Below are 22199 nucleotides of genomic sequence, written 5' to 3'. Positions count from 1 at the left end.
GCGGACCCTTGCACCCCATGTGCCTTGTGACACATAACTTACACCATGAGGGTGCGCGCCTGAGGCAGTCCATGCCCGCGATCGCCCCGGGCGGACGGAGCGGATCAGAACCTCTTCGCGGCTGCGCGCCTCCTCCGCTCGCCTCCGCCCGGCAGCCCCGCGGGGGCGGGGCCGGGAAGCCGCGCGGCAGTGCGGGCCGGGGGCGGCGTCGCCGCCAGGACGAGGGCCCCGAGCGGCCGGGCGCCAGCGCCTCTCAGCGCTGCGGCGCAGGAGCGCAGCGTGGAGCCCGTGGTCACGACGTCGTCGACGATGAGCGCGTCCCAGCCGCCGGCATCCGCCAGGACCCGGGGAGGGGGTTGGCGGTTGCGGCGGCGCTGCGCGGCTGACAGACCGGCCTGGTGCGCGCCGCGGAAGGCGCGGCCGTTCTCCCGCCGCAGGATGTCCGCGCTGACGATGAGAGGGCCGGGGCCGCCCGCCCCGCCAGGAGGGGGCGCCGGCGCCCGCGCGATCCCCTGCGCGATGGCGTCGGCCAGGGATGCCGCCACGAGCCTGCCGCGTGCCCGGCGCGCGATCCCGGAGGGGGCGGGGACCACGATGAGTCGCGGAGGATCGAGCGCCCCGGCGTCGCGCCGGTCACCCGGCCAGCCGGAGAGCGCGGCCCACCGCTCGCCCGCGCGGGCCCCGACGGCGGCCATCACCGGTGCGAGGTCCTCCCGGGCCCCGTTCTTCCAATTCAGGATGAGGGCGCGGCCGGGGCCGGCGTAGGCCAGGACGGCGTGGACGCGCAGTTCCGCCGCCGCGCTCGTGACCTCGGCCAGGGGCGCGTCCAGGAGCGCGGCGCAGCCGGGGCACAGCGCCGTCTCCCAGCGGCCGCAACCCGCGCAGGCCTCGGGCAGCGCGAGGCCCAGGGCCGTGGGGAGGGCGGCGAGCCATGCCCACGGCCCTGGGCGCGGTGGTGATGCCGGTGATGCCGGTCGTGCCAGTGGTGTCATGGCGCCAGTCTCGACGTGCGGGCGCGCCGCGGATGGGGCGCTCCCACGAGACGCGCCGGGAGGGCGGCGCTGTGCGCTCTGTGGTTCCCCGCGGGCCGCCGGCGGCAGGGCCCGTGGGGCCGCCGGGCCGACCGCGCCGGGTCTCGGTTTGGAGAGGAGTCCCCGATCACCTTGGGGAGCGGGGCGGGGGTCCACTAGCATGTGCAAGGCCCGCGCCCCCGGCCCAATCTGGACTCATCCAGCGCCTCGGGGCTGGGCGGCCCATCCACGTCCAAGGGAGTAAGCAGCGTGTCGATCGTCGACCGGATCCTTCGCATCGGCGAGGGACGCACCCTCAAGAGGCTCGACGCCCTCGCGACCCAGGTGGAGGCCCTCGCCGACGCCTACAGCGAGTTCACCGATGAGGAGCTTCGCGAAGCCACTGACGAGCTCAAGAAGCGCTACGACGAGGGCGAGACCCTCGACGAGCTCCTGCCCGAGGCCTTCGCCACCGTCGCCGAGGCCGCTGACCGAGTGCTGGGCATGCGCCCCTACCACGTCCAGCTCATGGGCGGCGTGGCCCTGCACCTGGGCAACATCGCCGAGATGAAGACCGGTGAGGGCAAAACCCTCGTCGCCACCCTGCCCTCCTACCTGCGCGCGCTGACCGGCAAGGGCGTCCACGTCGTCACCGTCAACGACTACCTCGCCGAGTACCAGTCCGACCTCATGGGCCGCATCCACCGCTTCCTCGGGCTGACCACCGGATGCATCCTGACCGGTCAGACCCCCGCCGAGCGCCGAAAGCAGTACGCCTGCGACATCACCTACGGCACCAACAACGAGTTCGGATTCGACTACCTGCGCGACAACATGGCCCAGCGCCCCGAGGACCTCGTCCAGCGCGGGCACGCCTTCGTCATCGTCGATGAGGTCGACTCCATCCTCATCGACGAGGCCCGCACGCCGCTCATCATCTCCGGGCCGGCCACCGGGGACGTCAACAAGTGGTACAAGGAGTTCGCCACCATCGCCGAGCGCCTGAACGCGGGGAAGGACTACGAGGTCGACGAGAAGAAGCGCACCGTGGGCGTCCTGGCCCGCGGCATCGAGCGCGTCGAGGACTACCTGGGCATCGACAACCTCTACGAGTCCGAGAACACCCCCCTCATCGGCTTCCTCAACAACTCCATCCGCGCCAAGGAGCTCTTCCATCGGGACAAGGACTACATCGTGCGCGACGGCGAGGTCCTCATCGTCGACGAGCACACCGGTCGCGTCCTGCCCGGGCGCCGCTACAACGAGGGCATGCACCAGGCCATCGAGGCCAAGGAGCGCGTGGAGATCAAGGCCGAGAACCAGACCCTGGCCACCATTACCCTGCAGAACTACTTCCGCCTCTACCCCGAGGGCTCGCGCTGCGGCATGACCGGCACCGCGGAGACCGAGGCCGCCGAGTTCGCCGGCACCTACAAGATCGGCGTCGTCCCGATCCCCACGAACAAGCCGATGATCCGCGTCGACCAGCCGGATCTCGTCTACACCAACGTCAAGGCCAAGCTCATCGCCGTCGTCGACGACATCGAGGAGCGCCACGAGGCGGGCCAGCCCGTCCTCGTGGGCACCACGAGCGTGGAGAAGTCCGAGCAGCTCTCCACCATGCTCACCGAGCGCGGCATCTCCCACGAGGTCCTCAACGCCAAGCAGCACGCCCGCGAGGCCGCCGTCGTGGCGCTCGCCGGGCGCAAGGGCGCCGTCACCGTGGCCACCAACATGGCCGGTCGCGGTACCGACATCATGCTGGGCGGCAACGCCGAGCACATCGCCGTGGCCGCCCTCAAGGAGGCCGGCCTCGACCCGGAGGAGGACTCCGAGGAGTACGAGAGGGCCTGGCCCGCCGCCCTGGCGGCCGCCAAGGAGGCCTGCTCGGCGGAGCATGACGAGGTCGTCGAGCTCGGCGGCCTCTACGTCCTGGGCACTGAGCGCCACGAGTCCCGCCGCATCGACAACCAGCTGCGGGGCCGATCCGGCCGCCAGGGAGATCCCGGCGAGTCCCGCTTCTACCTGTCCATGGAGGACGACCTCATGCGCATGTTCGCCTCCGGCGCGGCCCAGCGCATCATGGCCTCGGGCGCCTACCCCGACGACGTCCCCCTGGAGTCCAAGATGGTCTCGCGCGCCATCGCCTCGGCGCAGCGCCAGGTGGAGTCCCGCAACTACGAGATCCGCAAGAACGTCCTCAAGTACGACGACGTCATGACTGAGCAGCGCGAGAAGGTCTACGACGAGCGCCGCCGCGTGCTCGACGGCGAGGATCTCGAGCCGCAGATGGCCAACTTCCGCTCCCAGGCGGTGGAGACCATCGTGGGCGCCCACACCGCCGAGGGGCGCCCCGACGAGTGGGACCTGGACGCCCTGTGGAACGACCTGGGTCACCTCTACCCGGTGGGCCTGACCGCCGAGGAGCTCGAGGAGGCCGTGGGCGGCATCGACCGCCTCACCCCCGAGCGCCTGGCCACCGAGCTCACCGAGGACGCCGCCGTCGCCTACGAGGACGCCGAGGCCCAGATGGAGGGCAACGCCCTGGCCCGCGCCCAGCTCGGCAACGAGCCCATGCGCGCCCTGGAGCGCCGGGTCCTGCTCGCCGTCGTCGACAAGCGCTGGCGCGAGCACCTCTACGAGATGGACTACCTCAAGGAGGGCATCGGCCTGCGCGCCATGGCCCAGAGGGACCCGCTCGTCGAGTACGCCAATGAGGGCGCCCACATGTTCAAGGCGATGATGGAGGGCATCCGGGAGGAGACCGTCGAGCAGGTCTTCGCCAACGCCGCCCGCTTCAAGGCTGCCGCCGAGCGCGCCGAGGCCGATGGCACCGCCGATGCCGCCCGCATGGTGGCCGCCGCTGACGCCACCGCCGCCGCGGGCCGCCCGCGCGGCACCGTGATGGGGGACATGGGGCAGGAGGCCATGAATCAGCGGGTCTCCTACTCCGGACCCGCTGAGGACGGCGGGGCCGCCCCCGCCATGGGCGGCGGGAGCCCCGTGGCCGAGGCCGTCCCCTCCGCGAGCGACGATGATGCCCCCCAGGGGGCCAACCGCGCCGAGCGCCGCGCAGCCAAGAAGAAGCGCAAGCGCCACTGACGCGTGCCACTGCCCCGGCGGCGAGCTCCGTGGCAGTGCGATAGCAGGGTTGCGATAGCAGGGTTGAGGCCCGTGCCCCCGACTTCTTGGGGGCGCGGGACTCAGATCACCTCCAGGCTCGCCAGCACCCACTTCTCCCGGCGCGGGACGAGGCGGGCGGCCGCCGCCCGGACCCGGTCCCCGCAGTCGAGGAGCACTGCGGCCTCGCAGTCCCCGTTGGCGGTGGGCTGAGTGTGGACGGAGCGGACGATGGGCCCGCGCCTGCGGGCCGCGCCCGAACGGCGCTGGGCGAGCCCCGCGCGCCGCATGAGGGCGTCCATGAGATCCGGCTCTGTCCAGCGATCGAGCTGGTTCGGCGCCCGCAGGCCGAGGAGCACTTCGACGGCCGCGGTGATGAGGACACGGGCCGCGCGGGCGGCATCGGCGCTCGCGTCCGTGCGATCCCCACTCGCCGACCGGGAGGGCGCTGAGGCGCTGCTCGATGAGTGGGTCGGCGAGGGGAGAGACGGCCTCTCCGCACCGTTGACGATGCGGCGCGCCGCCCTCGCGGGAGCGAGCATGGAGGTCAGGGCCTGGGTCTGGCGCAAATCGAGGGACGGGGCGGGGGCTTCGAGGAGGGCGCTCATGACGGGCTCCGTTTCATCGTCGGTGATGGATGGATACGCGTGTCAGGGCTTCGCGGGGGAGCGGGGAGGGCAAGTGGGGGAGCGGGCGGCGTGATCAGTCCCGCTCCGGGGGAGCGAGGTCCTCGGGCACGGTGAGCCTCTGGCCGGGGCGGATGAGGCCGGGCTCGGAGCCGATGGTCCCCTCATTGGCCCGGTAGAGGCGGGGCCAGGCTCGGGCGATATCCGCCGCGGATGCCCGGGGGCCGAGCCTCGCGGCGCTGATCGACCACAGGCTCTGGCCGGGCTCGACGACGAGCGCGGCCTCCTCCCCGGTTCCGGGCGAAGGGGCGCTGCCCGCGTCCCGCGTGGAACCGGCGGCGTCCTGCCGGGGCCGTGGACTCCCGGCCCCCTGCCCGCCGCCCCCGCTGGGTGGCTCCGGGGCGAGCGGCGCCGACGACGACTCGGGCGTCGAGCCCGCTCCCGGATCGGGCGCGGCCGATGGCGCCGAGGGGTCCGTTGCGGGCGAGTCCGAGGACGCCGGGGTCGCCGTGGGCCCGGTCTGGCTGCTCGTGGGCCGCCAGCCCAGATACGGCGCATCCGGGCCGGGCGGTTGTGCTGCCGCCGCCGGCGCGGCCGCGCCGGCCAGCAGCGCGCCGACAGCGATCCTGCGGACCAGCGGCGCGCCCCAGCGCTCCACGGCAGTGCGGGCGAGTCCGCCCCTGGGAGTCCGGGTCGCGGCGATCGCGACCGCCGCGGAGATCAGATGCCAGGAGGCTCCGAGCGATCCGAGGCCGCCCAGAGCCGCCACCAGGGCAGCGCTGAGCTCGGCGCGGCCCCACCGGGAGGGATCGGCGCGCACCAGGACGCCCACGGCGTCCGCGCTGGCCAGGGCGAGAGCGAGGGTGACAGCGGCGCTCACGGCGGCCATGAGAAGGAGGCGGTGTGCGACAGTCATGCCCTCATCCCTTCATGATCATGTTTGATGATGTTTAAGGATGCATGATTGTTTGAGATGCGTCAAGGGGGTGATGTGGGGTCTCGTCGATCCGATCTGCTGTCTCGCCGGTCTTGTCCCGCCGCTTGAGCCGTGGTGGGCTACGCCCATGGACGCAGGCGCGGGCTGGAGCCGGATGCTGGACGACCTGGAGAATCGCTTCGACGCCGAGCGGCGGGCGCAGGTCGCCGCTCAGAGCGTCGAGAGCGCCGCCGCCGACGCCGCGCTCATCCGCCTCGTCGATCGGCTCCGAGGCCGCGTCGGCCAGCAGGTCCGGCTGCGCACCCGTGGCGGCAACGACGTCGACGGCGTTCTGACCCAGATGGGGGATGGGATCGTGCTCATCGATGAGCCCGATGGCCTCCAGGCCGTTGCTCCGCTCCCCTCGATCGCGGTGGTGGTCGGGCTCGTGGCAGCGGCCCCGCAACCGCGGCGCCCCTCGCGCGCGACCCTGGCCACCGTGCTCCGGGAGCTGGGGCGCAGGGGCTCGCGGACCCGCCTGCTCATGCCCGCGGGCGACGTCGTGGGGCGGATCGTGCGCGTGGGTGCCGACCATGTCGATCTCCTGGAGGCCGCTGCGGAGCGGCCGACCAGGATCAGCATCGCCTTCGACGCCATCGACCTGGTCCGGAGCAGGTAGGGGCGCTCAGGACCCGCTCGTCACCCGGCCGGAGGCGATCATCTCCCTGGTCGCGTCGAGCTGGCGGTCGATGTATTCGTCCAGCGCCGCCTCCTCGATCCGCCACAGGTGCCGGGCGCCCACCTGGATGGCGGGCAGATCGCCGGACTGGATGAGTGCGCGCACGCCCTGCGCCGAGAGCTGGAGCTGGTCGGCCACATCGGCGATGGTCAAGAAGCGTCTGGGCATGGCACGATGGTCTCACCGCGCACCCTGGGCGCGCTACCCCTCGGGCATCCCTGTGGATAACGAAAAGTCATCAACGATCGTCAGGATCGGCTGCGAATCATCAAGGAGGATCTCGTGCCAGCCGCCCAGCGCTCCCAGGCCCCGCTTCCCGCGCACCTCTCCCCCTCATCCCCGGCCCCCGCCAGGTGGCGGCGCCCGGGCTGGCGGGACCCGCGCCTGGCGGGCGGACTCGCCCTCATCGGCGGCGCCGTCGCCCTGGGCGCATGGGCGGTCGACTCCGCCGCGGGCACCCAGGAGGTCTACATCCTCACCCGCGACGTCGCCCCCGGCACGGACCTCACCGCCGACGGCGTGCTCGCCCTCGTCGACTCCCGCCCCGGCACGGGCGCCTACATCCCGGCGGGGAGCCTGCCCGGCGACGCGATCGCGACCCGTTCCCTGGGCAAGGGCGAATTGCTGCCCACGGCCGCCGTCGCCCCCGCCTCGGCCGCCTCCCAGCGCTCCATCGTCATCGAGGCATCCCTCGGACTGCCCAAGGGCACCGGCGCCGGCGACGGCGTTGACCTGTGGCAGCTGCCGGACGGCCAGGCCCCGCGATCCGCCGGATCGGCAGCCCCCGTGGCGAGTGCGGTGACGGCCCATCCCTCGGTCGGCACCGCGCCGGCGGGCGACTCCTCCCAGGAGTCTCAGGAGGGCGCCGGTCGGGCGCGGGTCGTGGCCCAGGGCCTCGTCATCCGCGCCGTCAACCAGGAGCGCACCAGTCTCGTGTCCACCGGGACCACAACGGTGGAGGTGCTCGTGCCCGAGGGATCCGTGGCCGACGTCCTCACCGCCGTCGGATCGGGGCGGCCGCTCGTGCTCGTGCCCACCGGGCAGGGCTCCTGACATGGCGGCGCCAGCGAGCGGGGTCCTCCTGGGCCTGGCCGGCTCGGACGCGGAGACGCTGCGGGCCATCGATGCCCAGGGATCAGGGCTGCGGGTGGTGCGCCGGTGCGCGGACCTCACCGACCTCGTGGGCGCGGCCATGGCCGGGCTCGCCTCGCTCGTCGTCCTCGAGACGGCCTTCGACGACGTCGATCGCGCCATCATCGACCGGATCACCCGCTGCGGTGCCGTCGGCGTGCTCCTCGTTCCCGATGGTGAGGAGGCCCAGTGGTCCATGCCCGGCTGGATCGTCCTGAGCGCCGCAGCCCGGCCCGCCGAGGTGCGCGGCGCCCTCCAGGCGCTGGCCCGCCGGGCGGTGCCCCCGCCTCCCGCCGGAGGCTGGGGCACCGCTGCCATGACGACCGGCTCGGCTCCGCAGGGGGCCCGGGCGACCATCGGCAGTGCGCCCGTCCCGGGCGAGCCGATGGCGCGGTCCGAAGAGGCGGTGGAGGCGGCACCGCCTCCACCAGGGGCGCCGGCAGCCGGTCGGCGGGGGAGGATCGTGGCGGTGTGGGGGCCCCACGGTGCCCCCGGCCGCAGCACGATCGCTGCCAGCCTCGCCCACGGTCTGGCCCCCTCCGGCGGTGCGCTGCTGGTCGACGCCGATATCGAGGCCCCGAGCCTCGTGGAGCTCCTCGGTGTTCCTGAGGACTCCTCCTCACTGGCCACGGCCGCGCGCCTGGCAGCCCATGGGCGCCTGGACGATGCGGAGCTCGCCCGGCTCGTCGTGCCGATCGGCGCGGGTGTCGGGCTCCTGTCCGGGCTCGGCAGGCCGGGGCGCTGGCGGGAGCTGCCGCCGGTGGCGATGGAGGCCGTCTGGGGGCGGGCGCGCCGCGCGGCCGCCTGGACGGTGGTGGACCTGGCGGGCGGCCCGATCGACGACGCCGTCGACGAGTACTCCCTCGAGCCCGGCCGTGGGGCCATGGCCTCCGAACTGCTGCGCCAGGCCGACGAGGTCCTGCTCGTGGGCGCGGGGGATCCGATCGGGGTGCGCCGCCTCCTCCAGCTGCTCACCGACTGCGAGGAGGCCCTGGGGGCAGGGCGAGCGCCGCGCGTCGTCGTCAACCGGGTGCGGGCCTCCGCGGCCGGGCCCTCACCGGCACGGGCGGTGCGGGAGTCCCTGGGCAGGTTCGGCGGCGTCGCCGATCCGATCCTGCTGCCCGAGGATCCCCAGGCGGCCGACCGCTGCGTCCTGGAGGCCCGCGCCGTTCTCGACCTGTGCCCCGGATCGGCGCTGGGGCGGGCCCTGGCCGGGCTGGTGGACGCCCTCGATCCATCCGCCGGCTGCTCGCGGCCCGCCCGCTCCCGCTCTCGGCGCGGGAACACGCGAGCCGCCGGGGACGGCCGCCACGGCCGCCGACGGGCACACTAGGCCCATGCGCATCTACCTGCCCGCCACGGCCGCCGACCTCGCCGCTGATCCCATCACCGCCCGCCGGGCCCATGCCGCGACGGATTCCCTGGCCGCCGCCCTGCCCGATGAGGACGAGGAGGGCCTGGAGGTCTCGGCGAGCCTGTGCGCCGCCGACGCCTCCGTCCTGCTGCTCTCCGAGCCGGGCGCGAGCGGCCTGGCGGACCGCCGCGTGGTCATCGCCGCGGACGTGGACGCCTCGGTGGTGCGCGAGCTCGAGGTCGGTGACGAGGTCCTGCCCGGCACGGTCGAGCTGCTCGCACCGGTGGCGTGGGACGACGTCGCTGCGCTGCTCGTGGACGAGCCGGAGGCACGGGCCGACGTCGCCGCCGCCCGCACGGGTGACGAGGAGGCCTTCGAGCGGGCGGCGCAGGCGGACCTGCTGTGGTTCGACGTCTCGGAGAGGCGGGCGCTGGCCGCCGAGCTCGGCTGAGCGCACTCAGGCGCGCCGCCCGGCCCGTGGCCGGCGGTGCGCGGGCCCGCACTCATCGGGCGCGCAGGGTGAGCGTGGAGCCGACGCCAGCACGGCGCACCTCCACCCGGTCGGGGACCTGGCGCCGGAGCTCCTCAACGTGCGAGACGATGCCGACGGTGCGCCCGCCGGCCTGGAGCCGGGAGAGCTCACCCATGACGTTGTCGAGCGCCTGCGGGTCGAGCGTGCCGAAGCCCTCGTCGATGAACAACGTCTCCAGGGTGGTGCCGCCGGCCTCGGCGGTGACGACGTCGGCCAGTGCCAGGGCGAGGGAGAGGGAGACGTAGAAGGTCTCACCACCGGACAGGGTCCGGGGGTCGCGCGGGTCGTCCCCGGCGTCGTGGTCGATAACGGCCAGGCCCAGGCCACGGTCCTTGCGCCGCGCGGAGCCTGCCTCCTCGGTGGTGCTGGCCAGGCTGAAGCGTCCGTCGGACATCTCCTCCAGGCGCTGGTTGGCGAAGGTGAGGACCTCGGCGAACCGTTCGACGAGGACCCAGGTCGCCAGCGGCGTCGCCCGGTCGTTCGTCCCGCCGGCGAGCTCGGCGACGCGCAGCAGGGCCTGCTGGTCCGCGCTCGTGCGGCTGAGGGTCCGGGCGGCCTCGCGCACGGCCCGGGCGGCCTCATCGAGGGCCGCGTGGGCGGCACGTGCCTGCTCGACGGCGCGCACCGCCTGCGTGTGGGCGGCGTCCGCGTCGGCGTGGGCGGCGGTTGCGGCCTCGACGTCGGCCTGCTCCTGACCTGTGAGGGAGGCGACCGCCTCCTCGGCGAGTCCCTGCCTCACGTGCTCGCGGGCGGCGGCGACGGCGGTGACACGCGCACGCAGCGCGTCGAGTTCGGCTGGGGCCAGGGAGGCCTGGTGGACCGCCTCGAGCGAACCGAAGCCGGCGTCGGCCAGGGCGGTGCGCAGGTCGGCGTGCGCCTGCACGGTCGCGTGTACGGCATTGACGGCACCGTGCACGGCGCGGGCGGCCGAAGCGAGAGCGTCAGCGCGAGCCGTCATCGCGCTCGCGCGGGCGCTGACGGAGGCTTCAGCTCCGCGCGCCTGCGTCAGGCGCTCGGCCTCGGCGTCCAGCTGGCGCTCGGTGTCCGCCAGGTGCTGCGCCTGGGTGGTGGCGGCGGCCTGGCGCGCGGCCAGGGCCTCCGTGAGCGCGGAGGTCTGCTGGGCGAAGCCCTCGAGCTCGGTGGAGAGGGCCTCGACGCCTGCGGCCAGCGCCTGGTGCTGCGAGAGCGCGGCCTCGGTGGTCGTGAGGGCGTCGGCTGCGGCGCGCACATCGAGCCCGCCGGCCTGCTCCTCGGCGTCGGCGCGCTGCCGCTTGAGGGAGTCGAGGTCCCCGGCCCGCTCGGCCAGTAGCGCGGCGGCCTGCTTCTCGGCAGCGTCGGCGGACTCGACGTCGGCGCGGGTGACGGTGCCATCCTCGACCGGGGCGGGACGGGGGTGCTCGGTCGAGCCGCACACGGGGCAGGGCTCACCGGTGCGCAAGTCGGCGGAGAGACTGCCGGCAGTCAGGGCGATCCAGGCACGACGTCGGGTGTGGAGCGTGTCCGCCGCCTGCTCGGCCGCGCGCCGTGCGGCGTCGGTCGCCTCCTGGGCGGCGAGAACCTGCTCGGTGAGCCGGGCGACGCGCAGGGCGGCCTCATGCCGGGTGCGGGCGGCGTCGCGTGAGGCCACAAGCGTCGGGACGAGCGACTCGGCGGCGCGGGCGGCGGCGAGCGACGCCTGAAGCTGAGCGTGGTGGGCGGGTCGCTCAGACAGGGCGTCGCGCTCCTGCGTGATCGCAACGATCTCGGCGGCGTGATCCGTGCGCGTTCGGGCGAGGGCGTCACGACGGGAGGGCAGGGAGGCTTCGGACTCGACGAGGGCCTGCAGGGCTCCGGCGTCGAGCCTCTCGCGGTCGGCTGCCGCCTCCAGGTCCTTGGCGCTGGCCCTGGACGCGGTGGTGAGGGCGTCGAGGTCTGCGGGTGCGAGGTCCCCGACGTCGTGGCCGTCCGCAGCGGTGGAGGCCGTGGGGGCGGCGGACTGCACAAGCACAGGCCTTAGCGCCTCCAGGGCGCGTGCGCCGCGCACAGCGGTGAGGGGCAGCGGTGTGCCCGGGGGCCCAGGCGCACCGGACGCCCCTGATTCCGCTGGATCCGCGGGGGTGGACGTGTGGTCCGACGCCGCCTGGGCGCATGCGCTCAGTGCCGGCTCCAGCGCATCGAGCGCCCCAAGGGCGGTGCGGGCGTGGCGCTGCGCCACAGCAGCGGGGGAGGAGACGCGTGCGGCCCTCTCAGCCAGGGTGAGGCGCTCGGCGTCGGCGTCATCAGCCTCGGCGCGATCTGCCAGCCGGGCCTGTTCATCGAGGAGCTTCGTACGCGTCGCGATGAGAGCGGCGAGGTCCCGGGTGGCCTGCAGGTGTCGAGCGGCGTCGTCGCGCTGCGCGGTGGCCTGCTCCTGGACGCTCTCGTGGGCTCTCACGCGGGCGTGCGAGCGGGCGATCGCCTCATCGAGCAGGCGGGAGAGGGCCTGCTCGTCCGGGACCGGTCCGCTGGCGGCGGCGTGAATCCTCTCAGCACGACTGGCTGCGGGCTCTGACCCGGATGACGTCTCCTCCAGCGAGCCGGGCGCCTCGTCCGTGCTCAGGGCGTCGCTCCTGCCCACCGCGACCCCGTCGTCGGCACGACCTGGCGCGGCCTCGCCGTCGGCCTCCTCCTGGGGCAGCAGCGGGAGCAGGCTCGCGACCGCGTGGACGAGAGCGGAGCGGGCGGCCTCAGCCCGGCGGCGGGCGTCACGCGAGCGGTTAGCGAGCTCGTCCTGGATCCGGTCGTAGAGACCCGTGCCGAACACGTCACGCAGCAGCACATGACGCTCCTGGGAGGAGGCGCGCAGGAAGCGGGCGAACTTGCCCTGGGGCAGGACGACGGTCTGGGTGAGCTGCTCGCGGGTGAGCCCGACGACCCGTGTGATTTCCGGGCCGACCTCGCGCGGGCCGACGACGGGCTCCTCGCCCGGCTCCTCGACGGCCTGCTCGTCCAGGGAGGTCAGCCGCCACAGGTGGGCGCTCGCCTTCTGCGTCGTCGTGCCGGCCCCACGCTTCTTGGGCCGCTCGTACTCGGGCGTGCGCCGCACCTTGAACACTCCGGCACCGGTGGAGAACACCATCTCGACGACGGTCGGCTGCTCGGGGGACGCGTAGCGCGAGCGGATGCGGTCCTTAGAGGAGTCCGAGGCGTCGGCGACCTCGCCGTACAGGGCGAAGACGATCGCGTCGATGATCGTCGTCTTGCCCGAGCCGGTCGGGCCGGTGAGGAGGAAGCGGCCCGAGTCGGCGAAGCGGTCGAAGTCGATCGTCTCGGTGCCCGCGTAGGGACCGACGGCCGTCATCGTCAGGCGGTGAATACGCATCACAGGCTCCTCTCGGCGGCGCGGACGGCCTCGTAGGCCTCGCTGAGGACGGCGGACTCGGCCGGGCTGGGCTCCCTGCCCCCGACCTCGGCGAGGAACTGCTCGCTGACCTTCACGGGGTCGGCCTGACGTGTGATAACGACCCGTTCATGCGGACGGGCGGTGGGGGCGATCCGGCTGAAAGAGAGCATGTGGGTGAAGCGCTGCTTGAGACGGGCGAGAGCGCCGTGGGGCAGTTCCCCGGTGAGCTCGACGCGCAGCCAGGCGTCGGTGAGCTCGTCGTAGCGCGGTGAGAGCAGCTCGGCCATCGTGGCGCGCACGGTCTCGATCCGGTGGGGCGCGGGGGCAGGGACGAGCTCGGTGCTGCTGACGCCGCAGGCGCCGACGTCGATGAGCACCGAGGACTTGGCGCAGGGCGCCTCGGAGAAGGAGAAGGGCAGTGGTGAGCCGCAGTAGCGCAGCACCGGCAGGACGGTGTCGACGGGCCGGTCCTGCGCGTGCAGGGCCTCGGGCAGGTGGACGGCCTGGGGGCGGTGGAGGTGGCCCAGGGCGACGTAGTCGAGGCCGCCCGCCTGCGCTGCCAGGGGCGAGCCGCCAAGCGTGGCAAAGACCTGGGAGGGGACGAGGTCCACGCCTCCGACCCTGATGTCCCGCTCGGACTGTGTCGTCGCCGGGGCGTCCTTAGCGGGGGACAGCGAGCCGTCCTCGCTCGTGCGCGCGGGCGCGACGAAGGCGTGCGCCATGACGAGGGCGGGCGTGCGCACCGGCGAGGCGGCCCTGCGTGCCGCAAGGTCCGCGGCGACGAGCCGCAGGGCGCCGCTGACGACGGCCTCGTGGGAGCGCGCCAGTCTGGGCGGCTGCGGCTCGCCGTCACCCGCAGCCGGGCCGCCGTCCTCACTGCGCTCACCGAGCTGCTCGGCGAGCAGACGCGGCAGGGTGGCCCGGGCGGCGTCCGGGTCGAGGTAGGGCAGGGCATAGACGAGCGCGCCCGGGCCGCCGTCGGCGTCGGGTAGCACGACGGCGTGGTGGACGGCGTCGGTGCGCGCCCGGATGACGAGGCCCTCGCGCAGCAGACCGGCGGCGAAGCCCAGGCGGCGGGCGGAGTCGTGGTTGCCGGGGGTCAGGACGACGCGGGTGCGCTCACTCAGGCGCCGCAGCGTCTCGTCGAGCAGGCGCACCGAGTCCGTGGGCGGCACCGCCCGGTCGTAGACGTCCCCGGCCACGAGGACGGCGTCGACGCCCTCGGTGCGCACGAGCCCGACGAGGTGGTCGGCGAAGGCCGCGTGGGCGTCGTCGAGCGCGCGTCCGTGGAAGGTCCGCCCCAGGTGCCAGTCGGAGGTGTGCAGGATCCGCATGGGCACACTGTCTCACGGGGCGCTGACGCGAATGAGAGGCGTTAAGGGGCCGGATACCCCTTGGCGCCGTCGCCGGAGCGATCAGGCCGCGACGGTGCCCGTGGCCGCGAGGGCCGCGATGACGCCGCCGAGCGCCACGCGGTAGACGAGGAAGCCCGTGAACTTGTTGGAGGAGACGAACTTGAGCAGCCAGGCGATGGTTGCGTAGGCCACGACGCCGGAGACGACCGTGGCGATGATCGTCGCGCTCCAGCCGATGCTCGGGTCCGAGATGTGGTCGAAGGCCGTCACGGCCTCGAGCGCGCCGGCCGCGAGCAGGGCGGGGATGCCCAGGAAGAAGGACAGGCGCGTGGCCGTCACCCGGTCGAAGCGCAGGAAGAGTCCCGCGGAGATGGTCGCACCCGAGCGGGAGATGCCGGGGAAGACCGGGGCGAGCGCCTGGAAGACTCCGATGATGAGGGCGTCCTTGATGGACACATCCCGCATGCCCTTATCAAGGTCCGTGCGGGTGTCGGCCATCCACATGACCGCCGACCAGATGACGAGGGCGGCCGCGATGATCCACAGGGATCGCGCCGTGACCTCGATGAAGTCCTTGAAGAGCAGCCCGATGACCGCCACCGGGATGGAGCCGAGGATGACGCCCCAGCCCAGCGTGCAGTCGGGGTCGCGGCGGGCCTCCTCGTTCACCAATCCCCTGCACCAGGCGGTCACGATCCGCACGATGTCGCGCCAGAAGTAGACGACGGCGGCCAGGATCGCGCCGACCTGGATGACCGCGGTGAAGGCCGTCATGCCCACCGAGTCGATGTCGTAGCCCAGTAGCTTCTCGACGATGTTGAGGTGCCCGGTCGAGGACACCGGAAGGAACTCGGTGATGCCCTCGACGATGCCGAGCAGGACGGCGTGCAGCCAGTTCATGGGACTCCGATCAAGGAACGATGACGGGGCCGGTGCCTCCGTGATGCTTCGGGAAGGCTACCGGCGTCGAGCCCTCGGCGCCATCCGCACTGACTGGTGCGGTTCCCGCCCACTGGTGCGGTTCCCGCCCACTGGTGCGGGCAGGGCGCACCTCTCGGTGGAAACGGCACCGATCGGTGCGGATATCAGTCGGTCTCGGAGCCGAGGTGCTTCATGATCGCCTTGTGAAGGCGCCCGTTGGAGGCGACAGCGCTGCCTCCCCAGGGCCCCGCTTCACCGTCGAGCGAGGTGAAGGCGCCGCCCGCCTCGGTGACGATGGGCACGAGGGCCGCCATGTCGTAGAGCTCCAGCTCCGGTTCGGCCGCCAGATCCACGGCCCCCTCGGCCAAGAGCATGTAGGACCAGAAATCGCCGTAGGCGCGCGTGCGCCAGCAGGACTGCATGAGCGAGAGCATCCCGCGCAGGCGATGGCGCTCGGCCCATCCGGACAGGGAGGAGTAGGACAGCGAGGCGTCCCCGAGCGAGCCGACGCTGGAGACTCCCAGGCGCTTGGCGGAGGATAGGGACCGCCCGGTCCAGGTGCCGCCGCCGGCCACCGCCCACCAGCGCTTGCCCAGTGCCGGCGCGCTCACCAGCCCGACGACGACCTGCCCGTCCTCGACGAGCCCGATGAGCGTGGCCCACACCGGCACGCCCCGCACGAAGTTCTTCGTGCCGTCGATCGGATCGATGACCCACTGCCGGGGGGCGTGGCCGGTGGGCGGCAGCTCCTCGCCGAGGACCGAGTCGCGTCCGCGGGCGCGCGCGAGGTAGTCGCGCACCAGCTTCTCGGCGGTGCGATCGACCTCGGTGACGGGGGTCAGGTCGGGCTTGGTCTCGACGTTGAAGTCCTGGGCCTCGAAACGGGGCAGCGTGAGGGCGTCCGCCTGATCCGCGATGGTGTGGGCCAGGTGCAGGTCGTCGCGCCAGCGGCGCTCGGGCGAGATGGGGGCGCTCATGGCACCACGGTAGCGCCCGTGGGACGCTCGGGTGGGAAGACCGGCCCTGCTGAGGCGCCACTGCGTCGGCCCAGCGCGGCTCCGCCCGCGCCCCCATACCGCTGCTGCCTCTCCGCCGATGGGCCCAACGGGCTGCGCGGCGCCGTCGGAGAGCGCCGGGAGGCGATGAGCCGTGGCGGCGAGTCGGGGTGGGCCTGCTCACCTTGTATCACGCCGGGCTCTCATGCGGGGTGGGCTCCCGATAGGCTCGAACCAGGATGACCCGGCCCCTGGTCCGGCCCGGTCTCATGGACAACTGAAGGAGCAGTCGTGAACACCCTGGTTCTCGTCTTCCACCCTGACATGACCTCCTCCGTGGTGAATCGCGCCCTGGCCGCGGAGGCGGAGGGCGTGTCGGGTGTGACCGTGCGCCGGATGTACGACCTCTATCCCGATGGCGTCATCAACGTCGCGGCGGAGCAGGCCGCCATGGATGGCGCGGACCGCATCGTCATCCAGTTCCCCCTGCACTGGTTCTCCGCCCCGCCGCTGGTCCAGCAATGGCTCGACGACGTCCTGACCTTCGGGTGGGCCCACGGGCCCGACGGCGTCGCCCTGCTCGGCAAGGAGCTCATGATCGCCACCACCGCGGGCGCCGCGGAATACGGCCGACAGCGCATGGTGGGCTACTCGCTCACCGAGCTCCTGCGCCCCTTCCAGGCCTCGGCCGCCACCTGCTCCATGACCTACCTCGTCCCCTTCATCGTCATGGGCTGCCTGGGCATGATGGAGACGGATCTCATGGCGCGCTGCGCCGAGTACCGCAGCGTCCTGACCTCCACGAACCGCCCCATCCTCGGGCGCCTGGAGTAGGCCGGGGCGGCGCAGCCCTCGTTCCCGGGGTGCGCGGCGCCGCCGGGAACGGGGGCCACGGGCTCAGACCTCCAGGAGAACCTTGATCTCGCGGCGCTCATCCATGGCCCTGTAGGCCTCGGCGGCCTCGTCCAGCGGCAGGCGCTTGGTGAAGACGCGGCCGGGGTGGATCTCCCCGGCGTCGATGCGCTTGATGAGGTCGGGCAGGAAGCGGCGCACGGGGGCGGGCCCGCCCTCGAGGTGGACCTCGCGGAAGAACAGGTTGAAGCCGTCGATCGTCTGGTCGTGCGAGACGCCGACGAAGCCGATGTAGCCGCCGGGACGGCATGAGGCCAGCGCCTGGTCCATGGACTCCTGGGAGCCCACGGCCTCGCACACGCCGTGCGCACCGTAGCCGTTCGTCAGCTCCTTGACCTTCGCCGCGCCCTCCTCGCCGCGTTCGGCGATGACGACGTCGGCCCCGAACTCGCGGGCCAGTGCCGCGCGGTCCTCGTGGCGGGAGAAGGCGATGACCCGCTCGGCTCCCAGCGCCTTGGCGGCCAGGACCGCCGAGAGCCCCACGGCGCCGTCGCCCACGACGGCGATCGTCTTGCCCGGACCGGCGTTCGCGGCGACGGCGGCGTACCAGCCGGTGCCCAGGACGTCCGAGGCTGCGAGGTAGTCGGCGAGGCGCTCGGGGTCGTCCGGCTCGCCGCCGGGGACCTTCACCAGGGAGCCGTCGGCGAGCTCGACGCGCATGTACTCGGCCTGGCTGCCGGTGTAGTGCCCGGCGTTGGCGCAGCGCGAGGGGTAACCGGCCCGGCAGATCTCGCAGGTGCCGTCGGAGAGCATGAAGGAGCCGATGACGAAGTCCCCGAGCTCCAGGGTGCGGACATCCTCGCCCTTCTCCACGATGGTGCCGACGTACTCGTGGCCCATGTACTGGTGGTCGACGGGCTGGGCGCCCCGGTAGGGCCACAGGTCGGAGCCGCACACGCAGGCGGCGGCGAGCTTGATGACGACGTCGCCGGGCCCCGCCACGCGCGGTGTCTCGATGGTCTCCACGGCGACGTCGCCGGGTGCGTTCATGACGACTGCGCGCATGGTGGCGGGCAGGGCGGGGGCTGTCGGTGGGGTGGTGCTCATGGCGGGGCCTCTCTGATAAGAATCGGTCGATTCGTCAGAGCCTACGGAAGCCGCCGCACTCGCAGCCAGGCCCTCTCAGTGCCAGGAATGGCCCGCCGCCGGGCGGGCGTCAGGGCCGGCGGGGCAGGGGCAGCACCATGGGCGTGCCCGTCAGCGGGTCGCTCATGACCCGCACGGGCAGCCCGAATGCCTCCTCGACGACCTCCTCCGTGATGACCTCCGACGGCGCCCCATGGGCGAGAATCCGCCCCGAGCGCATGGCGATCACGCGATCGGCGTAACGGCAGGCCTGGTTGAGGTCGTGCAGTACCGCCACGATCGTCGTGCCGAGGGAGGCGTTGAGCTCGCGGCACAGCTCGAGGACCTCCACCTGGTGGGCCAGGTCGAGGAAGGTCGTGGGCTCATCGAGCAGCAGGATGTCCGTGCGCTGGGCCAGCGCCATGGCGATCCACGCCCGTTGGCGCTGTCCGCCGGACAGCGAGGAGACGCGGCGGCCCGCCAGCCCCGTCACATCGGCGCGCTCCATGGCCTCGCTGACGGCCTCGTCGTCCTCGGGCGACCACTGGCGCAGAACCGACTGGTGGGGGTAGCGCCCCCGGGCCACGAGCTCGTGGACGGTGATCCCCTCGGGGGCGAGCGACGACTGGGCGAGGAGACCCACCCGCCGGGCGAAGGCCTTGGGGCGCATCCGGGCGACCGGCCTGCCATCGAGGACGACGCCACCGCTGTCGGGAGTCAGGACACGGCTCAGCGCGCGCAGGAGCGTCGACTTCCCGCAGGCGTTGGGACCCACGATCATCGTCACCTCCCCGGGGGTGATGCTCACCGAGAGGTCCTCGACCACCGGATGGAGGGGCTGATAGGAGAGCGTGACCGCCTCGGCGGCCAGGCCCGGTGCGCCATCGGGCGTGAAATCGGGGGCGGGCGCCCGATGACGGTGGAGGCCCCGCCTCACTTGACCGTCGTCGAGACAGTCGTCAGGACGAAGCGGGCGGCCGTGGGCCCGGCGTTGAGGTAGAAGGGGTCGTCCTCCACCTGGATCGCCCGGCCGGCGGTGACGGCCCCGAGCGTGGGCCACAGTGCCGCCGAGGTCAGGGCGGAGGCATCGCCCTGCACGCCGTAGAGGATCCAGGAGGCATCGGCCTGGTCGAGCTGCTCTGCGGAGATGTCGTGGGAGGTGTCCTCGGTGAAGGACTGGGTCTGCGGGCGGGCCACGCCCATATCCGCCAGGACGGATCCGGCGAAGGAGATCGCCCCGAAGATCCGCGTGCGGTCGCCGTTCTTGCGCAGCAGGGAGACGGTGCCGGCGCCGTCGATCGGCTTCCCGGCCGCGGCGGCGTCGGAGTGGAAGATGTCCAGCCAGGTGCGGGCCGCGTCGACCTTCCCCAGGGCGTCCGCGAGGAGGAGGAAGTCCTGCTTCCAGTACTGGCCCGTGCCCTGCGTGACGACGGTGGGCGCGATGTTGGACAGGGTCGTGTAGAGGGCCGCCGGATCCTTGCCCGTGTTGTTGACGAGGATGAGGTCCGGGGCGAGATCGGAGATCGCCTCCACGTTCGGCTCCTTCCGCGAGCCGACCTCGGTGATCGCCCCCAGTGCGCCGGCCTGCTCCGGGAAGGCCCTGGCCAGGTAGTCGGGGACGGCCTTCGCCCCGTCGCCGGCGGCCGCGCCCACCGGTACGACCCCGAGCGTGAGAGCGGCGTCGAGCTGGCCGGTGGAGATGATGACGACCTTGCTGGGGGGCGCCTGGATCGTCGTCGAGCCCTGGAAATGGCCGACCGTCCGGGGGAAGATGCCGTCGCCCTGCCCCGATCCCATGCCCTCGGGGATCGTGGTGGGGATGGAGGATGTGGGGGTCGGGGCGCCGGGGGCGGCCGAGGACTCGCCGGTGGCGGCTCCGCCCGAGGCGGAGGAGGCGTTGTCGCCGGACGAGGAGCAGGCGACGAGGATGGGCAGCGCTGAGGCGAGGGCGGCGGCGGAGAGCACGGTGCGTCGACTGTGGAGATGAGCCATGTGGGTAGGCTAACCTCATTGCATGCGATTTGCCCATACGAGCGCGAGGAACGGGCGCGCCCCCGGGCCCGGCAATGCCCCCGCGGCGCGCCTCCTGCTCCTGGCCGCGGTGGGGGCCGTGATCCTCGCCCTCCTCGTGGTGCTGAGCCTGGCCATCGGCTCGCGACCGCTCGGAGCGGGTGAGACGGTGCATGGCCTGCTCGCCCGTGATCGCAGCGTCCCCTCCATCATCGTCTGGCAGCTGCGCATGCCGCGCACCCTCCTGGCCATCGGGGCCGGCGCCGGACTCGCCGCGGCCGGCGTCGTCATGCAGGCCCTCACCCGCAACCCCCTCGCCGAGCCCGGCATCCTGGGCGTCAACGCGGGAGCGGCGCTCGCCGTCGTCCTGTCGATCTGCCTGCTGGGGCTCACCGGCGTGACGGAATACCTCTGGTTCGCCTTCGCCGGGGCCGCGGCCGCCGCCGGGCTCGTCCACCTCATGGCTGGCCGCTCCGGCCGCGCCGGGCCGACGCGCCTCGTCCTCGCCGGGGTCGCCCTGGGAGCCTCCCTGGGCGCGATCACGGGGACCATCACCATGCGCGACACGCAGGCCTTCGACTCCTACCGCTTCTGGGTGGTGGGGTCCCTGGAGGGGCGCGGCGCGGAGGTCCTGGCCTGGGTCGCGCCCTTCCTCCTGGTCGGCCTGCTCCTGGCGATGGCCTTGGGCCACGCCCTCAACGCGCTCGCCCTGGGGCAGGAGCAGGCCAGCGCGCTCGGGGCGCGCGTCGGCGCGGTGCGGGCCCTGGCGCTCGTCACCATCACACTCCTGTGCGGGGCGACCACGGCGGCCATCGGCCCGATCTCCTTCGTCGGCCTCATGGTCCCCCATGCGCTGCGCCTCCTCCTGGGCGCCGATCAGCGGCGCATCCTCGCGGCCTCCCTCATCGCCGGGCCCGCGCTGCTGCTGCTCGCCGACGTCGTCGGGCGGCGCCTCATCTGGCCCGATGAGCTGGAGGCGGGCGTGGTGACCGCCTTCCTCGGGGGTCCCGTCCTCATCGGCCTCGTGCTCGCCCGCCCGAGGCGGCGCGCGTGAGTCGGCGGGACGGAGCTGAGGCGGCCGGCGCGGCTCGCCCCTCCGCATGCCTGGGAACCCCGAGGGCGCAGCTCGCCGTCCCCCTGGGACGGGGGCGCTCGATCCTGCTCCACCGGCGCGCCCTGGCAATCACCCTCATCCTCCTCCTGGCAGCGCTGATCGTGAGCACCGGTGCCCTTCTCACCGGTGCCTACCGGCTCTCCGCCGCCGACGCGCTGGCGGTCCTCGCCGGCTCCGGCAGTGATCTGGACAGGTTCATCGTGCTCGACCAGCGCCTTCCGCGGGCCCTCGCCGCCCTGCTCATCGGGGCACTGCTCGCGGTGGCCGGCGCCGTCTTCCAATCGCTGTCCCGCAACCCCCTGGGCAGCCCCGACATCGTCGGCTTCACCAAGGGCGCCACCACCGGGGGACTGGTGGTGATCCTCCTGTCCACGGCGTCATCCCTGCCGATGATCGCCCTGGGAACGATTCTGGGAGGCCTCGTCACGGCCGTGCTCGTCGTGCTCGCGGCCCTGCGGCGCGGCGCGAGCGGCGATGCCCTCATCCTGGTCGGAATCGCCCTGTCCCAGATGCTCGCCGCGAGCAACGACTACCTGCTCACCCGCGCCACGATCGAGAGCGCCGAGGCCGCCAAGGCCTGGCAATTCGGCTCCCTCAACGCGATCACCTGGGCGCAGGTGAGCCCGCTCCTGGCCGCGGCCGCTCTTCTCCTGCCGCTCATCGCGTGGCTCGGCCGACCCGCCGGGATCCTCGAGCTCGGCGACGACGCCGCCACCGCCCTGGGGCTGAGTGCTGCGCGGGCCCGGGGCATCCTCCTGGGCTACGGAGTGGTCCTGGCGGCCGTTTGCGTGGCGGTGAGCGGGCCCATCGCCTTCCTGGCGCTCGCGGCTCCCCAACTGGCGCGCCGCGCCTCGCACTCGGCCGGCACCGCCCTGGCGGCCTCAGCCGCGATGGGCGCGCTGCTGCTCGCGCTGGCCGATGTCCTCGCCGCCCGCCTCCTCGCGCCGTTCCAGATCCCGGTGGGCCTGGTCAGTGCCGCTTGCGGGGGCCTGTATCTGCTGTGGTTCGTGGGTCTGCGCAAGGAGGAGCCGTGACCCA

At 73.3% G+C, this 22199-nt stretch carries 19 protein-coding genes; 8 read left to right on the top strand and 11 right to left on the bottom strand.

Translation table 11 applies throughout. The features are described from left to right. Nucleotides 1–104: 104 nt before the first annotated feature. Nucleotides 105–992 carry a ComF family protein gene (locus B6G06_RS10255; protein WP_081171781.1) on the bottom strand — a complete coding sequence of 296 codons (888 nt, stop codon included), beginning with the start codon at nucleotides 990–992 and terminating at the stop codon, nucleotides 105–107. A gap of 288 nt (nucleotides 993–1280) precedes the next feature. On the opposite strand from B6G06_RS10255, the gene secA reads away from it, so the two are divergent. Continuing rightward, nucleotides 1281–4112, top strand: a complete 2832-nt coding sequence (gene secA / locus B6G06_RS07505) for a preprotein translocase subunit SecA (protein WP_080461991.1) — start codon at nucleotides 1281–1283, stop codon at nucleotides 4110–4112. Nucleotides 4113–4213: 101 nt separating this feature from the next. Here secA and B6G06_RS10535 read toward each other — a convergent pair whose 3' ends face one another. Further along, the gene (locus B6G06_RS10535) at nucleotides 4214–4738 is read right to left on the bottom strand and encodes an Rv3235 family protein (RefSeq protein WP_229657875.1); all 525 of its coding nucleotides are present in this window, start codon (nucleotides 4736–4738) and stop codon (nucleotides 4214–4216) included. Nucleotides 4739–4832: 94 nt separating this feature from the next. Next, nucleotides 4833–5672, bottom strand: coding sequence for a LysM peptidoglycan-binding domain-containing protein (locus B6G06_RS07495; protein WP_081171780.1), 840 nt, complete (start codon nucleotides 5670–5672; stop codon nucleotides 4833–4835). 148 nt (nucleotides 5673–5820) lie between these two features. Between B6G06_RS07495 and B6G06_RS07490 the strand changes: the two genes are divergently transcribed. Next, complete coding sequence (locus B6G06_RS07490; RefSeq protein ID WP_229657876.1) at nucleotides 5821–6351, top strand: Fis family transcriptional regulator; 531 nt, start codon at nucleotides 5821–5823, stop codon at nucleotides 6349–6351. Between the two features lie 6 nt (nucleotides 6352–6357). Here the strand turns inward: B6G06_RS07490 and B6G06_RS07485 are convergent, their stop codons facing one another. After that, nucleotides 6358–6579 carry a helix-turn-helix domain-containing protein gene (locus tag B6G06_RS07485; RefSeq protein ID WP_080461988.1) on the bottom strand — a complete coding sequence of 74 codons (222 nt, stop codon included), beginning with the start codon at nucleotides 6577–6579 and terminating at the stop codon, nucleotides 6358–6360. Between the two features lie 114 nt (nucleotides 6580–6693). Between B6G06_RS07485 and B6G06_RS07480 the strand changes: the two genes are divergently transcribed. The 3 genes from B6G06_RS07480 to B6G06_RS07470 are packed head-to-tail and all read left to right on the top strand — an operon-like array spanning nucleotide 6694 to nucleotide 9347. Beyond that, complete coding sequence (locus B6G06_RS07480; protein WP_081171779.1) at nucleotides 6694–7464, top strand: hypothetical protein; 771 nt, start codon at nucleotides 6694–6696, stop codon at nucleotides 7462–7464. 1 nt (nucleotide 7465) lies between these two features. Beyond that, a complete protein-coding gene (locus B6G06_RS07475; RefSeq protein WP_081171778.1) occupies nucleotides 7466–8875 on the top strand; it encodes a CpaE/TadZ family protein in 1410 nt (469 codons plus the stop codon). Nucleotides 8876–8879: 4 nt separating this feature from the next. Beyond that, complete coding sequence (locus B6G06_RS07470) at nucleotides 8880–9347, top strand: DUF6912 family protein (protein ID WP_080461985.1); 468 nt, start codon at nucleotides 8880–8882, stop codon at nucleotides 9345–9347. Nucleotides 9348–9399: 52 nt separating this feature from the next. On the opposite strand, the gene B6G06_RS07465 is transcribed toward B6G06_RS07470, so the two are convergent. The 4 genes from B6G06_RS07465 to hisN form a co-directional block, all read right to left on the bottom strand. Continuing rightward, a complete protein-coding gene (locus tag B6G06_RS07465) occupies nucleotides 9400–12768 on the bottom strand; it encodes an AAA family ATPase (RefSeq protein WP_081171777.1) in 3369 nt (1122 codons plus the stop codon). Then, nucleotides 12768–14123 carry an exonuclease SbcCD subunit D gene (locus tag B6G06_RS07460; RefSeq protein ID WP_081171776.1) on the bottom strand — a complete coding sequence of 452 codons (1356 nt, stop codon included), beginning with the start codon at nucleotides 14121–14123 and terminating at the stop codon, nucleotides 12768–12770. Before B6G06_RS07460 ends, B6G06_RS07465 begins: the two co-directional genes overlap by 1 nt. A gap of 81 nt (nucleotides 14124–14204) precedes the next feature. Beyond that, nucleotides 14205–15044 carry an undecaprenyl-diphosphate phosphatase gene (locus B6G06_RS07455; RefSeq protein ID WP_081171775.1) on the bottom strand — a complete coding sequence of 280 codons (840 nt, stop codon included), beginning with the start codon at nucleotides 15042–15044 and terminating at the stop codon, nucleotides 14205–14207. A 185-nt stretch (nucleotides 15045–15229) separates the two neighbouring features. Then, on the bottom strand, nucleotides 15230–16042 hold the full coding sequence (hisN, locus tag B6G06_RS07450; RefSeq protein WP_081171774.1) for a histidinol-phosphatase: 813 nt from the start codon (nucleotides 16040–16042) through the stop codon (nucleotides 15230–15232). 309 nt (nucleotides 16043–16351) lie between these two features. Between hisN and B6G06_RS07445 the strand changes: the two genes are divergently transcribed. Then, nucleotides 16352–16894, top strand: a complete 543-nt coding sequence (locus B6G06_RS07445; RefSeq protein WP_080461980.1) for an NAD(P)H-dependent oxidoreductase — start codon at nucleotides 16352–16354, stop codon at nucleotides 16892–16894. A gap of 63 nt (nucleotides 16895–16957) precedes the next feature. Here B6G06_RS07445 and B6G06_RS07440 read toward each other — a convergent pair whose 3' ends face one another. The 3 genes from B6G06_RS07440 to B6G06_RS07430 all read right to left on the bottom strand — a co-directional run bounded on the left by B6G06_RS07440 (nucleotide 16958) and on the right by B6G06_RS07430 (nucleotide 20029). Continuing rightward, complete coding sequence (locus B6G06_RS07440; protein ID WP_080461979.1) at nucleotides 16958–18019, bottom strand: zinc-binding dehydrogenase; 1062 nt, start codon at nucleotides 18017–18019, stop codon at nucleotides 16958–16960. A 109-nt stretch (nucleotides 18020–18128) separates the two neighbouring features. Next, on the bottom strand, nucleotides 18129–18908 hold the full coding sequence (locus B6G06_RS07435; RefSeq protein WP_081172275.1) for an ABC transporter ATP-binding protein: 780 nt from the start codon (nucleotides 18906–18908) through the stop codon (nucleotides 18129–18131). Nucleotides 18909–18970: 62 nt separating this feature from the next. Beyond that, nucleotides 18971–20029 (bottom strand): ABC transporter substrate-binding protein, encoded by a 1059-nt coding sequence (locus B6G06_RS07430; RefSeq protein WP_080461977.1) that lies wholly within the window; start codon nucleotides 20027–20029, stop codon nucleotides 18971–18973. A 22-nt stretch (nucleotides 20030–20051) separates the two neighbouring features. On the opposite strand from B6G06_RS07430, the gene B6G06_RS07425 reads away from it, so the two are divergent. Further along, nucleotides 20052–21101 carry a FecCD family ABC transporter permease gene (locus B6G06_RS07425; protein ID WP_080461976.1) on the top strand — a complete coding sequence of 350 codons (1050 nt, stop codon included), beginning with the start codon at nucleotides 20052–20054 and terminating at the stop codon, nucleotides 21099–21101. After that, nucleotides 21098–22195 carry a FecCD family ABC transporter permease gene (locus B6G06_RS07420; RefSeq protein WP_081171773.1) on the top strand — a complete coding sequence of 366 codons (1098 nt, stop codon included), beginning with the start codon at nucleotides 21098–21100 and terminating at the stop codon, nucleotides 22193–22195. Before B6G06_RS07425 ends, B6G06_RS07420 begins: the two co-directional genes overlap by 4 nt. Nucleotides 22196–22199: the final 4 nt, after the last annotated feature.

The organism is Actinomyces gaoshouyii, from assembly GCF_002076915.1.
Lineage (GTDB): Bacteria > Actinomycetota > Actinomycetes > Actinomycetales > Actinomycetaceae > Actinomyces > Actinomyces gaoshouyii.
This window is presented reverse-complemented; position numbering and strand designations above follow the sequence as displayed.

Excerpts from the sequence above, each read along its gene's own strand:
- B6G06_RS10255 (WP_081171781.1), bottom strand. The coding sequence starts at position 992 with ATGACACCACTGGCACGACCGGCATCACCGGCATCACCACCGCGCCCA.
- B6G06_RS10535 (WP_229657875.1), bottom strand. The coding sequence starts at position 4,738 with ATGAGCGCCCTCCTCGAAGCCCCCGCCCCGTCCCTCGATTTGCGCCAG.
- B6G06_RS07495 (WP_081171780.1), bottom strand. The coding sequence starts at position 5,672 with ATGACTGTCGCACACCGCCTCCTTCTCATGGCCGCCGTGAGCGCCGCT.
- B6G06_RS07490 (WP_229657876.1), top strand. The coding sequence starts at position 5,821 with ATGGACGCAGGCGCGGGCTGGAGCCGGATGCTGGACGACCTGGAGAAT.
- B6G06_RS07485 (WP_080461988.1), bottom strand. The coding sequence starts at position 6,579 with ATGCCCAGACGCTTCTTGACCATCGCCGATGTGGCCGACCAGCTCCAG.
- B6G06_RS07475 (WP_081171778.1), top strand. The coding sequence starts at position 7,466 with ATGGCGGCGCCAGCGAGCGGGGTCCTCCTGGGCCTGGCCGGCTCGGAC.
- B6G06_RS07470 (WP_080461985.1), top strand. The coding sequence starts at position 8,880 with ATGCGCATCTACCTGCCCGCCACGGCCGCCGACCTCGCCGCTGATCCC.
- B6G06_RS07465 (WP_081171777.1), bottom strand. The coding sequence starts at position 12,768 with ATGCGTATTCACCGCCTGACGATGACGGCCGTCGGTCCCTACGCGGGC.
- B6G06_RS07460 (WP_081171776.1), bottom strand. The coding sequence starts at position 14,123 with ATGCGGATCCTGCACACCTCCGACTGGCACCTGGGGCGGACCTTCCAC.
- B6G06_RS07455 (WP_081171775.1), bottom strand. The coding sequence starts at position 15,044 with ATGAACTGGCTGCACGCCGTCCTGCTCGGCATCGTCGAGGGCATCACC.
- hisN (WP_081171774.1), bottom strand. The coding sequence starts at position 16,042 with ATGAGCGCCCCCATCTCGCCCGAGCGCCGCTGGCGCGACGACCTGCAC.
- B6G06_RS07440 (WP_080461979.1), bottom strand. The coding sequence starts at position 18,019 with ATGAGCACCACCCCACCGACAGCCCCCGCCCTGCCCGCCACCATGCGC.
- B6G06_RS07430 (WP_080461977.1), bottom strand. The coding sequence starts at position 20,029 with ATGGCTCATCTCCACAGTCGACGCACCGTGCTCTCCGCCGCCGCCCTC.
- B6G06_RS07425 (WP_080461976.1), top strand. The coding sequence starts at position 20,052 with ATGCGATTTGCCCATACGAGCGCGAGGAACGGGCGCGCCCCCGGGCCC.